Genomic DNA, 11,913 nt, shown 5'->3' with positions numbered 1-11,913 from the left:
GTTGCTCCTTCAGGGCATCAGCAAAGTGACGCCCTGCAGATCGCAGGCCATGACGGCCTGCCGCAGCGCGGCAATGGCTTCATGCCGGGTGAAGCTCTTGCGCCACACCAGCACCACGCGGCGCGTGGGCGGCGGATCGGAAAACGGCACATAACAAACGTGATCGGTGCTCGGATCGGCCGCATGCGGCACGTCCTGCCGCGGCACCGACAGCTTGGGCACCACGGTAATGCCCATGCCCGAGGCCACCATCTGCTTGATGGTCTCCAGCGACGAGCCCTCGAAACTCTTGCGGATGCCTTCCGAGCTGGGCGAAAACCGCGCAAATTCCGGGCAGACTTCGAGCACATGGTCGCGAAAGCAGTGGCCGGTGCCGAGCAGCAGCATGGTCTCGTCCTTGATCGCCTCGGCGCTCAGCTCCTTGCAGGTCGCCATCGCATGGGTGCGCGGCACGGCCACGAGGAAGGGCTCGTCATACAGCGGCGTAACCGCCAGCCCCTGATCGGGGAACGGCTCGGCCAGAATGGCCGCGTCAAGCTCGCCGGTGCGCAACATTTCCAGCAGGCGGGTGGTGAAGTTTTCCTGCAGCATCAGCGGCATCTGCGGGCTGCGCTTGATGACGTTGCGCACCAGCTCGGGCAGCAGATAGGGCGCAATGGTGTAGATCACCCCCAGCCGCAGCGGCCCGGCCAGCGGATCTTTGCCGCGCTTGGCGATCTCTTTGATCGCCGCCGCCTGCTCGATGACGCGCTGCGCCTGCTCGACGATTTCCGCGCCGATGGGCGTGATGCTCACCTCATTGCCGCCGCGCTCGAACAGACGCACATCAAGTTCTTCCTCGAGCTTTTTGATGGCGACCGACAGAGTGGGCTGGCTGACGAAACAGGCCTCGGCAGCCCGGCCAAAATGCCGCTCGCGAGCGACGGCGACGACATAGCGTAATTCTGTCAGAGTCATAGAAAGAATTAAAACAGAAACGCCGCCAGATTGTGTTAATCAATGCAATTGAACCTCAGGCGCTCAACCAGTCGAACCCTTCGCCCAGCCAGCGCGCGGCGTGTTGCCGGGCGGCTTCGGGCGCGGCGACCAGCAGACGTTGCGCGGTGTCGCGGGCGGCTTCGAGCAGATCGATGTCTTGCGCCAGATCGGCGTAGCGCAGGCCGGGCACGCCCGACTGCCGCAGGCCCAGCAGTTCGCCCGGCCCGCGCAGTTCCAGGTCTTTCTGCGCCAGGGCGAAGCCGTCGGTGAGTTCGCGCATCGCCCCCAAGCGCTCGCGCGCCGTAGGCGACAGCGGCGAGGTGAACAGCAGCACGCAATCCGACTGCGCCGCACCCCGCCCCACCCGCCCGCGCAGCTGGTGCAACTGCGACAGCCCGAAGCGCTCGGCATGTTCGATCACCATCAGGCTGGCGTTGGGCACGTCCACCCCCACCTCGATGACGGTGGTGGCGACGAGCAGGCCGATTTCGCCCGCGCTGAACGCCTGCATGGTGGCGCGCTTTTCCTGCGCCTTCATGCGCCCGTGCAGCAGGCCGACTTGCACCGCCCCCTGACCGGACCTCGTCGCCAGCGCGGCACTGAGTTCGGCGTGGGTAGCCACGGCGTTTTGCAAATCGAGCGTCTCGCTTTCCTCAACGAGCGGGCAAACCCAATAGGCCTGCCGCCCCTGCGCGGTCAACGCGCCGACCCGGGCGATGAGTTCGTCGCGCCGATCCGTGCTGACAACGCTGGTGCGCACCGGCGTTCTGCCCGGCGGCAGAACATCGATGGTGGACACGTCCAGATCGCCGAACAGCGCCATGGCCAGGGTGCGCGGAATGGGCGTGGCGCTCATCATCAGCAGATGCGGCTGCAGGCCGCTGCCCTGCGTGCCCGCGCGCAGGCTGTCGCGCAGGGCCAGGCGCTGCGCCACGCCGAAGCGATGCTGCTCGTCCACGATCGCCAGCCCCAGGCGGGCAAAACGCACCTGCGCCTGAATGACGGCGTGGGTGCCCAGCACGAGCTGCGCCTGCCCGCTGGCCACGCGCTGCAGCGCCGCCTCGCGTTCTTTTTTCGTCTGGCTGCCCGAAAGCCAGGCAACGCCCACGCCTAGCGGCTCCAGCCAATCGGCGAGCTTGCGCGCATGTTGCGCCGCGAGAATTTCGGTGGGCGCCATCAGCGCGCACTGCCAGCCGGACGCCACGGCCTGCGCCGCCGCCAGCGCGGCCACGACTGTCTTGCCGCTGCCCACGTCGCCCTGCAGCAGCCGGTGCATCGGCGCGGTCTGCGCGAGGTCGGCGGCGATTTCGGCCACGCAGCGCTCCTGAGCCGCCGTGAGGGTGAAGGGGATGGCCGCCCGCAACTGCGCCGGGAGGCTATGCGCCCCGGGCGCGGCGGGCAGCGTCGGCGCCTTCCACCGTTGTCGCTGTGCGCGGGCCTGCTGCTGGGCCAGTTGCTGCGCCAGCAATTCGTCGAACTTCAAGCGCCGCTGCGCCGGATGCGCGCCCGCTTCCAGCGCGGGCAAGGCCGCGGCCGGCGGAGCATGCAGGGTGCGCAGGCTCGAGGGCAGATCGGGCAGATGATGGCGCGTCAGTTCCTCCTGCGGCACGGTGTCGCGCCAGACCAGCCGCTCGAGCGCCCCAGCCACGGCCTTGCGCAAATAGCTCTGCGGCACGCCGGCCGTGGTGGGATAGACCGGCGTGAGCGTGTTCGGCAGGGGCGCATTGGCGTCCACCAGCTTCCAGGTCGGGTGCACCATCTCCCAACCAAACAAGCCCTGCCGCACCTGCCCATGCACCCGCAGCCGCACCCCGGGCTGCAAGGTTTTGAGCTGATTGGGGTAGAAGTGGAACAACCGCAGGGTGAGGACGGCGTCGCCCGCTTCCGGGTCTTGCAGCCGCACCAGCAACTGCCGACGCGGCGCGCGGCCCTGCACCTGCGCCTGGGTCACCACAGCATCCGTGGTGACAAGCTCACCGTCGCGCAGCGCGCCCAGCGGCGTGAGCCGCGTTTCATCTTCATAGCGCAGCGGCAGATGCAGCGCAATGTCCCAGTCGGTGTGCAGACCCAGCCGGGCGAGCGGCGTGGGCCGTGCCGGTTTGGCCTTGCCCGCCGGGTCTTTGCGAGGCGCGCTTGCCCGCTGCGACGGATCGGCAATGGGGTCTTGCTGAGAGGGCTTGCGCGCGGCGGTCATCGGGGCATTCTAAAAATGACAGGATCGTCGTCTGCGCCTGAGCCCGACATGGCGCACCCGCTGGATGCCGAGCCCCCAATAATCCCCCCATTCGCACGGGTTTTTGTGGGTCTGGTTATAGTTGTTACAAATTCACTTATTTTGCCCATGCCCAAAGCCCTCTCCACTCTGCGCACAGCCTGGTTCTCCATGCTGGTGCTGCTGCTTGGGTTGGCGCCATTCATTCATGGGCATCTGGGCCAGCCGGTGCAAAGCGGCTGGCACATCCATGCGCTGACGGCCGCGGCGCAAGTGCAGGCCAGTCCGCAATTCAGTTTGCAATCAAGCCCCGACGGCCTGGCCTGCCTTGCCAGCCACCCTCAGCATACGGCGCAGCAGTCGGGCTTTGCGCTGCAGACCCCCGAGCCCAGCGATGTGGAATTGGCCTCGGGCATCGCCCAATCCCGGCTTTCCCAGATCCGCCTGGCCAGCGTATTGATCGACACCGAAGTCGTGCTGCCGACGTTTGCTCTCGCGTCACAGCACTCCTTGGCCGTCACCGAGCTCATCTCTTGGCCGCAACTCTCTGACGACGCGCTTCCGCGCGTCCACCACGGCCTGCCGCCTCCCGGTCAGGCTCCGCCCTCCACTCTGGTCTGATTTTTTCTGCCGCAACACGCGTGAAACACAGGTGCAACCTGTCACGCGCAAGATGCCACTCAGTCCCAGATGGAGCCCGGCGCATGGCCGGGATGCAAGATGCCCCAATTCTTTTTGTCGCGCAGCCCGTTGGCGTGCGCCGTGTCCGCCAGCCTGTTGAGCCTGGCGCTCGTTTCCCTGCCTGCCGCCGCACAACCCGCCTCGCCCGGCGTCATCGCCATGACGGCCGACCAGCAGACCGCGCTCGGCGTGCGGCTTGCCACGGTGCAGGCCGCCGCGGCCGCGCAGATCGACCTGCCCGCCCGCGTGGCCGTGCCGCTCTCGCAGCAGGCTGTTGTTTCTGCTCCTGCCGCCGGAATGATCACCCGCCTGCTGGTCAACCCGGGCGATACGGTGAAAAGTGGCCAGCCGCTGGCCGAGCTCAGCAGCCCGCAAATTGCCCAGTTGCAGCGCGAGCGCAGCGAGGCGCAAAGCCGATACGACCTGGCGCAGCGCCAGTTGCAGCGCGACACCACGCTGGTGAACGAGGGCATCGTGCCCGGCGCCCGGCTCGAGGCTGCCCGCGCGCAAAGCCGCGAGGCGCAAGCCATGCTGGCCGAGCGCAATCTGGCGCTCAAGCTGGCCGCAGGTGGCGCAGCGCTCAACGGCGTGGCCCTCTTGCGCGCCCCCATTGCCGGGGTCATCACCGAAACCACAGCCTTGCCAGGCCAGCGGGTCGATATGGCCGCGCCGCTGTTCCGCATTGCGCAGCAAGGCCAGTTGTGGCTGGAAATGGAAGCCAGCCCACAGCAGGCGAGCGGCATTCAGGTGGGCGCCGAAGTGGAGGTGCCCGCACTGCAGGCGCGAGGGGTGGTGCAGGCCAAGTCCACCGCGCTGAACGCGGGGCAGAGCGTGCTGATTCGCGTGCGCGTCACCCAATCCGGCGGTCTACAAGCGGGCGCCGTGGTGCAGGCGCGTCTGAACCTGTCGACGCAAGCCGGGGTGTGGCGTGTGCCGCCCGCCGCGGTGACGCAGATCAATGGCCGCGATGTCGTGCTCACGGTGACGAAACAGGGCTTTCGCATCGTGCCGGTTACCGTGGCCGGTCGCCTGAATGACGCGGTGATGGTCAGCGGCCCGCTGAAGACTGGCGACAAGGTGGCAGCCACCGGCGTCGTGGCGATCAAGGCGGCCGCTGGCGAGGTGGCGCCATGAATTTGATGTTTCTCACGCATGGCGCGTTGCGCCAACGCCTGCTGACCCTCGGCGCGATGCTGGCGCTGGTGGCGGGCGGCATTTTTGCCTGGCGCGCGCTGCCCATCGACGCCTTTCCCGACGTGTCTTCGCCGCAGGTGAAAGTCATCATGAAAGTGCCGGGCATGACCCCGGAAGAGGTGGAGACGCGAGTTGTCCTGCCCATCGAGCAAGAGGTGCTGGGCATTGCCAACAAACGCATCGTGCGTTCGGTGTCGAAGTACGGCATTGCCGACATCACGGTGGATTTCGTCGAGGGCACCGATGTGTATTGGGCGCGTCAACAGGTGGGTGAGGCGCTGGCGAATGTGCGCGGCGACCTGCCGGCTTCGGCGATGGGCGGGCTCGCCCCCATCACCACGCCTTTGTCCGACCTGTACATGTTCACTATCGAGGGACCGGCCAGCCTGGAAGAGAAGCGCAGCGCGCTGCAATGGCTCATCCGCCCGGTGCTGCGCACCGTGCCCGGCGTGGCCGATGTGAACATGCTCGGCGGCGATGTACGCGCCTTCGCGGTGCAGCCCGATCCGGCGCGGCTGGCCGCCTGGGGACTGTCGCTCAATCAGTTGCGCACCGCGCTGCAGGTCAACAACAGCAATGACGGCGCCGGCCGCCTGGACGAAGGCGAAGAGACCCGCATCGTGCGGGTGCAGGGCGCATTCGCCAATGCCGACGACATTCGCAACACCGTCGTCGCCAATGTGCGCGGCACGCCGGTGCGCATCAGCGATGTGGCGCAGGTCAGTGTGGACAGCAGCACGCGCTACGGCATCGTCACCGCAAACGGCAAGGGCGAGGCGGTCGAGGGCATTGTGCTCGGCCTGCGCGGCGCCAATGCGCAGCAGGTGATCCACGGGGTGAAAGCACGCCTGGCCGAGCTGGAGCCGCGTCTGCCCCAAGGCATGACCATCAAGGTGTTCTACGACCGCAGCCAGCTGGTCGAGCGCGCCGTGGGCACCGTGCTCGAAGCGCTGGGAGAGGCCGTAGTGCTGGTGATCGTCATGCTCCTGCTGTTCCTCGGCAACTGGCGCGCAGCTCTCGTCGTGGCTATCACCCTGCCGCTATCGGCCCTGGCGACCTTCATTCTCATGCGCTGGTTTGGACTGAGCGCCAACCTCATGAGTCTGGGCGGTCTGGCCATTGCGCTGGGCATGCTGGTCGATGCCGCCGTGGTGGTGGTGGAAAACCTGGTGAACCACATGAGCCACGACCCTGAGCACGCGCCGGATCGCAACCCGGGCGGCGCCACCACCGACCGTCTGGGACGCATCCTGCGCGGGGTGTCGGAAGTGTCGGGGCCGGTGCTTTCCGGCGTGGCCATCATCGCCATCGTGTTCCTGCCGCTGCTCACCCTCGAAGGGCTGGAGGGCAAGCTGTTCCGCCCGGTGGCGCTGACCATCGTGTTCGCGCTGGGCGCGTCGCTGCTCATTGCGCTGACCATCGTTCCGGTGATGGCCTCTTTACTGCTCAAGACCGCGTCGCACACCGACCCCTGGCTGGTGCGCAAGCTCTCCGCGGGTTATCGGCGCGTGCTGGACTGGAGCTTCAATCACACCCGCATCGTCGTGACCGTGGCGCTGTTGTCGCTTGTGGCTGCCGGTTGGGCCTACACCCGGGTGGGCAAGACTTTCATGCCCACGCTCGATGAAGGCGATGTGATCGTGCAACTGCAAAAGCTGCCCTCGGTCAGCCTGGGCGCGACCGCCGCGCTCGATCTGCGGGTGCAGCAGGCGCTGCTCAAAGAGGTACCCGAGATCAAGTCCATCGTCGCCCGCAGCGGCTCGGACGATCTGGGCCTCGACCCCATGGGGCTGAACGAGACCGACACCTTCCTGGTGCTCAAACCCATGTCGCAGTGGCGCGGCAGCAAAGACGAGGTGATCGAGGCCATGCGCAAGGTGCTGGAACGCTTCCCCGGCGTGGACTTCGGCTTCACCCAGCCGATCGAGATGCGCGTGTCCGAAATGCTCACGGGTAGCCGCGGCGATCTGGTGGTGAAAATCTTCGGCCCCGACATCGCCCAGCTGGGCGATCTGTCGCAACAGGTGGCCGAGACGCTCAAAGCCGTGCCCGGCGCGCAGGAAGTGCTCGCCGCCCGACCGGAAGGCGTGCAATACCTCACCGTGCAAGTCGATCGTCTTGCCGCGGGCCGCGCCGGGTTCGATGTGGACAGCCTGCAGCAAGACCTGCGCGCCCTGGTCGAAGGCCAGCCGCAGGGCATGGTGCTCGAAGGCGTGCGCCGCACCCCGCTGCTGCTGCGCGGGGGCGCCGATCTGCGCAGCAATCCGCAGGCGTTTGCCCAGGTATCGATCACCGCGCCGGATGGCACCGCCTACCCGCTGTCGCAACTCGCCCGCCTCACCCCCACGCAAGGTCCGGTGCTGGTGGCGCATGAAGACGGCAGCCGTTTTGCCGCGGTGCAGGCCAATGTCAGCGGGCGCGATCTGGTGAGCTATGTGGCCGACGCCAAGCAGGCCGTGGCCACCAAGGTGAAACTGCCGGAAGGAACACGGCTGGAGTGGGGAGGCCAGTTCGAGAACCAGCAACGCGCCGCTGCGCGCCTGGGGCTGGTGGTGCCAGTGGCGCTGGCGCTGATTTTCGTGCTGCTGATGACCACCTTCGGCTCGGTACGGCAGTCGGTGCTGGTGTTCGCCAACATTCCCTTCGCTCTCGTCGGCGGAGTGATTGCACTGTGGGCCAGCGGCCAATACATGTCGGTGCCTGCCTCGGTGGGCTTCATCGCGTTGCTGGGCATTGCCGTGCTCAACGGCGTGGTGCTGGTCAGCCATTTCAACGAGTTGCTGCAGCGCGGGCTTCCGTTGGCGCAGGCCGTGCGCGATGGCGCCATGCGCCGACTGCGGCCGGTGATGATGACCGCCACCATCACCGCGTTCAGCCTCATCCCCCTGCTGTCGGCCACCGGGCCGGGCTCGGAAATCCAGAAGCCGCTGGCCATCGTGGTCATCGGCGGATTGATCACGTCCACCGCCCTGACCCTGGTGCTGCTGCCCCTGATGTTTGCCCGCTTCGGTCTGCCGCGCATTGCGCGCGAGACCGAAGCCGCAACCCAAAAGACGGAGAACGTCTAATGAAACCGCTATCCAAACCCTTTACCTTAAGTGCATTGAGTGCCGCGCTTGCCCTTACGCTGACCGCGGCTCCCACCTGGGGCGCCGAGAAGGCATGGGCCAAGTCGGCGGATACGCCTTCGTTGCAAGCCGCCCTGCCCGCCTTGAGCGAACTGCCCAGCCCGACACTGCCGCAAATCGCCGCGGTTGACCAGATCCTGGCCGAAACACCCGCGCTGCAAGAGGCGCAAGCCCTGCAACAGGCTGCGGCACAAAATGGCGCCGTGCTGCGCGCCGGAACCAACGAATTCACCGGCCAGGCGCAAGTGCAGCAGCGCCGCATCGAGTCTGCGCCCGACAGCGGGCGCTACAACGAATGGCAGTTGCTCATCAACCGCCAGTTGCGTCTGCCGTCGCAGGCGCAGGCCGATGGCCGCATGGCCGAAGCGTTGCAGACTTCGGCGCAGGCCGCACTGGTCGCGACGCGCCAGCAGTTTCTCGGCGCCTTGCTGACCGCCTGGTTCGCGGCCCAGCGCGCGCAGGCCGAGGCCGCGCTGGCGCAGCAGGATCTCGACTTGATCGATGCCCAGGTCAAGGCGCTGCAGCGTCGCCAGTCTCTGGGGGACGCCAGCGTGCTGGAGCTGGAGCAGATGCAGGCCGAACAGGCCCGGGCGCGATCGACCCTGCTGCGCGCGCAGGGCGTGGCGGCCAGCAGCCGCGCCGCCTTGTTGGCGCGCTATCCAGCGCTGTCGCGCAGCGGCAGTCTGCAAGGTCAGACCGATCCCGGCGCGCTCGCACTGCCCAGCCTGAACGCCGAGCAACTGAGCGCGCGGGCGGTGCAAGCCAGCCCCTTGCTGCTGCAACAGCGCGCCATGCTGCAAAAGGCGCAGGCGATGGTTGCGCAAGCCCATGCCGCGCGCACGCCGCAACCGACGGTGGGCGCCTACATCGGGTCGGACCGTGGGGGCAGCGAACGCATCGTCGGCCTGCAGTTCGCGATGCCGTTTGGCGGCCCGGCGCGCGAGTCGCAAGAGCGGGCCGCGCTAGCCGAAGCGGATGCCGCGCAGTGGCGACTGCGCGATCTGCAAGCGCAGGTCGAAGCGGACTTCCAGCGGCTTTATGCCGATGCCCAGGCGCAAGAGGCTGCGGTCAAAGCCACCGAACAGGCCGCGCAGGTGCAGACCCAGGCCAGCAACCGCATGTTGCGCGCCTATCAGCTGGGCGAAGTGGGTGTGTCGGACTGGCTGCTTGCCCGGCGCAATGCGCTGGAGTCCGCCAAGCTGGTACTGCAATCGCGTTTCGACGCGGCGACCTCCAGCGCTCAACTCAAGCTGCAAACCGGCTTGCTTTACGAACTGACGCCGTAGGCTGTCCAACGAGACTGGTGCGTGAGAAACACGCTAGGCCAACCCGAGTGCTTCTGATCTCCTTCGGGGTACCCTGATGTGAAGGGCCATATAGGTTCAATACACCGGCCAGTCGCGCATGGAAAACAGGCGTTGGTGCTCGCGGATGGCGTAGCGGTCGGTCATGCCGGCCAGATAGTCGGCGATGGCGCGGGGCTGGCGGGCAGCGTCCTCCCGCTGATAGGCGCGCGGCAGAAGGCGCGTATCGGCGTGATAGGCCTCGAACAATTCGGTGAGCAATCGCTGCGCCTTGGTGGTGTTGCGCAGCACGTCGGGGTGTCGGTAGAGGCGGTGCAGCAAAAGCTGCTGGAGCTGCTGCAACTGCTCTTGCACCGGCGCGCTGAAGGCCGCCAGTGGCGGCGCGGCGCGCACGGCGTCGGGCGAATCGACGCCCGACTGACGGATGCGCTGCGCCGTTTCGGCCACCAGGTCGGCAATGAGCGCCGAGATCATGCGGCGGATGGTTTCGGCCACGCGCCGCCGCCCCAGCACGGCCGGGTAGGCGCGTTGCACGGCGTCGAGGTGCCCGGCGAAGAACGGCACCGTCTGCAACTCCTCCAGGTCGATCAGGCCCGCGCGCAGGCCGTCGTCGATGTCGTGATTGTTGTAGGCGATGGCGTCGGCCAGATTGGTGATCTGCGCTTCCAGACTGGGTTGGCCGCCCTGCAGAAAGCGCGCGCCGATTTCGCCCAGATGTTCGGCGTTGCGCCGTGAGCAATGTTTGAGCACGCCCTCGCGGGTTTCGAAGCTGAGGTTCAGGCCGTTGAAGGCGGCGTAGCGCTCTTCCAGCGTGGTGACCACGCGCAGCGATTGCAGGTTGTGCTCGAAACCGCCGCCCTGGGGGGCATGTTTTCGCATGCAGGCGCCCAATGCATCCTGCCCGGCATGGCCGAAAGGCGTGTGTCCCAGATCGTGCGCCAGGGCCAGCGCCTCGGTGAGATCTTCGTTCAAGCGCAGCGCCCGGGCGAGCGCGCGGGCGATTTGCGCGACTTCCAGACTATGCGTCAGGCGGGTGCGGAACAGATCACCCTCGTGATTGAGAAACACCTGGGTTTTATATTCCAGCCGCCGAAAGGCCGAGCTGTGGATGATGCGGTCGCGGTCGCGCTGGTAGCCAGTGCGATCCAGCGGCGGCGGTTCGGCATGTTCACGCCCGCGAGAGGTGGCGTCGTTGCAGGCGTAAGCGGCAAGCGTCATGCCGAGGGCACGGCTTGCGGCTGCGACGGCTGCAGATGCGCGGCTATGCTGGCCTGCGCTTCCGTCATGGGCGCGGCGCGCAGCACCGGGCGCCCCAGCCCGTTGAGCAGCACAAAACGCACTTCGCCGCCCTCGGCCTTCTTATCCACCTGCATCCACTCGGCCCAGCGCTCGGCGCCCAGGTCGGGGGCGCGCACGGGCAGACCGGCGCGGGCGATCAGCCGCGCCAGCCGTTCGGCATCCGCAGGGGCGAGCAGGCCCAGACGCACCGACAGATCGGCAGCCAGCACCATGCCCGCGCCCACCGCTTCGCCGTGCAGCCAGTTGCCATAGCCCATACCGGCCTCGATGGCGTGACCGAAGGTGTGGCCGAAGTTGAGGATGGCGCGCAGCCCGGTCTCGGTTTCGTCCTGCGCCACCACCTGCGCCTTGATGCGGCAGCAGCGCGCCACGGCCTCGGCCAGGGCGGCATCGTCCTGCGCCCTGAGCGCGTCGATATGCGCTTCCAGCCAGGCGAGGAAATCGACATCGGCAATCGCCGCGTGCTTGATGACCTCGGCCAAACCGGCCGAGAGTTCGCGCGGCGGCAGGGTGCGCAAGGTGGACAGATCGGCCACCACCAGCCGGGGTTGATAGAAGGCCCCGATCATGTTCTTGCCCAGCGGATGGTTGATCGCGGTCTTGCCCCCCACCGAAGAATCCACCTGCGCCAGCAGCGTGGTGGGCACCTGCACGAAAGGCACGCCCCGCATGTAACTGGCGGCGGCAAAGCCCGTCATGTCACCAATCACCCCGCCGCCCAGCGCGAACAGCGTGGTCTTGCGGTCGCACTGGTGGCGCAGCAGATCGGTGAAGATCTGGTCGAGCGTCTCCCAGGTCTTGTACTGCTCGCCATCGGGCAGAGTGCAGCGCAGCACCCGCGCGAAATGCGGCCGCAGACTTTGCTCCAGACGGGCTGCATAAAACGGGGCCACCGTGGTGTTGGTCACAATCAGTGCCGTGCCTTTAGGCGAGGCAACCGCAGCGAAAGTGTCGGGCGCACCCAGCAAGCCGCTGGCGATGCGAATGTCATACGCGCGGATGTCGAGCGCGATGCGAACCGTGGTCATGTGAGCATCCTGTTCTGAAGCAGGACCCGATTGTAGAAAGCCGCGTCAAGGCCGCATCAAAGTGCGGCCCGGCGCCAAGGAATCTCCCA

General features: G+C 67.1%; 8 protein-coding genes. 4 read left to right on the top strand and 4 right to left on the bottom strand.

Features of this window, described 5'->3' with window-relative positions; genetic code table 11:
- Window positions 1-9: 9 nt before the first annotated feature.
- Window positions 10-957: a hydrogen peroxide-inducible genes activator gene (locus tag THI_RS03905; RefSeq protein ID WP_013104926.1), complete on the bottom strand. Its 948-nt coding sequence runs from the start codon at window positions 955-957 to the stop codon at window positions 10-12.
- 55 nt (window positions 958-1,012) lie between these two features.
- Window positions 1,013-3,172, bottom strand: coding sequence for an ATP-dependent DNA helicase RecG (gene recG, locus THI_RS03900; protein ID WP_013104925.1), 2,160 nt, complete (start codon window positions 3,170-3,172; stop codon window positions 1,013-1,015).
- A 147-nt stretch (window positions 3,173-3,319) separates the two neighbouring features.
- Here recG and THI_RS03895 point away from each other — a divergent pair, with 147 nt between their 5' ends.
- The 4 genes from THI_RS03895 to THI_RS03880 all read left to right on the top strand — a co-directional run bounded on the left by THI_RS03895 (window position 3,320) and on the right by THI_RS03880 (window position 9,479).
- Window positions 3,320-3,811 carry a hypothetical protein gene (locus THI_RS03895; protein WP_013104924.1) on the top strand — a complete coding sequence of 164 codons (492 nt, stop codon included), beginning with the start codon at window positions 3,320-3,322 and terminating at the stop codon, window positions 3,809-3,811.
- A 99-nt stretch (window positions 3,812-3,910) separates the two neighbouring features.
- Window positions 3,911-5,005: an efflux RND transporter periplasmic adaptor subunit gene (locus THI_RS03890; RefSeq protein WP_050986018.1), complete on the top strand. Its 1,095-nt coding sequence runs from the start codon at window positions 3,911-3,913 to the stop codon at window positions 5,003-5,005.
- Complete coding sequence (locus tag THI_RS03885; RefSeq protein WP_013104922.1) at window positions 5,002-8,133, top strand: efflux RND transporter permease subunit; 3,132 nt, start codon at window positions 5,002-5,004, stop codon at window positions 8,131-8,133. The genes THI_RS03890 and THI_RS03885 overlap by 4 nt, the downstream gene beginning before the upstream one ends.
- Window positions 8,133-9,479: a TolC family protein gene (locus THI_RS03880; RefSeq protein ID WP_013104921.1), complete on the top strand. Its 1,347-nt coding sequence runs from the start codon at window positions 8,133-8,135 to the stop codon at window positions 9,477-9,479. The genes THI_RS03885 and THI_RS03880 overlap by 1 nt, the downstream gene beginning before the upstream one ends.
- A 96-nt stretch (window positions 9,480-9,575) precedes the next feature.
- Here THI_RS03880 and THI_RS03875 read toward each other — a convergent pair whose 3' ends face one another.
- Both THI_RS03875 and aroB read right to left on the bottom strand, forming a co-directional pair.
- Entirely contained in the window at window positions 9,576-10,715 is a 1,140-nt protein-coding gene (locus THI_RS03875) for a deoxyguanosinetriphosphate triphosphohydrolase (RefSeq protein ID WP_013104920.1), read from the bottom strand.
- A complete protein-coding gene (aroB, locus tag THI_RS03870) occupies window positions 10,712-11,824 on the bottom strand; it encodes a 3-dehydroquinate synthase (RefSeq protein WP_013104919.1) in 1,113 nt (370 codons plus the stop codon). The genes THI_RS03875 and aroB overlap by 4 nt, the downstream gene beginning before the upstream one ends.
- Window positions 11,825-11,913 lie beyond the last annotated feature (89 nt).

It is taken from the genome of Thiomonas arsenitoxydans (assembly GCF_000253115.1).
Classification (GTDB): Bacteria; Pseudomonadota; Gammaproteobacteria; order Burkholderiales; family Burkholderiaceae_C; genus Thiomonas; species Thiomonas arsenitoxydans.
Note: the sequence above shows the minus strand (reverse complement) of the source record. Positions and strands in the feature narration are given on the sequence as shown.

Bases quoted from the DNA above. Each gene is read 5' to 3' on its own strand.
- THI_RS03895 (WP_013104924.1), top strand. From the start codon at position 3,320: ATGCCCAAAGCCCTCTCCACTCTGCGCACAGCCTGGTTCTCCATGCTG.
- THI_RS03875 (WP_013104920.1), bottom strand. From the start codon at position 10,715: ATGACGCTTGCCGCTTACGCCTGCAACGACGCCACCTCTCGCGGGCGT.
- aroB (WP_013104919.1), bottom strand. From the start codon at position 11,824: ATGACCACGGTTCGCATCGCGCTCGACATCCGCGCGTATGACATTCGC.
- THI_RS03880 (WP_013104921.1), top strand. From the start codon at position 8,133: ATGAAACCGCTATCCAAACCCTTTACCTTAAGTGCATTGAGTGCCGCG.
- recG (WP_013104925.1), bottom strand. From the start codon at position 3,172: ATGACCGCCGCGCGCAAGCCCTCTCAGCAAGACCCCATTGCCGATCCG.
- THI_RS03905 (WP_013104926.1), bottom strand. From the start codon at position 957: ATGACTCTGACAGAATTACGCTATGTCGTCGCCGTCGCTCGCGAGCGG.
- THI_RS03890 (WP_050986018.1), top strand. From the start codon at position 3,911: ATGCCCCAATTCTTTTTGTCGCGCAGCCCGTTGGCGTGCGCCGTGTCC.
- THI_RS03885 (WP_013104922.1), top strand. From the start codon at position 5,002: ATGAATTTGATGTTTCTCACGCATGGCGCGTTGCGCCAACGCCTGCTG.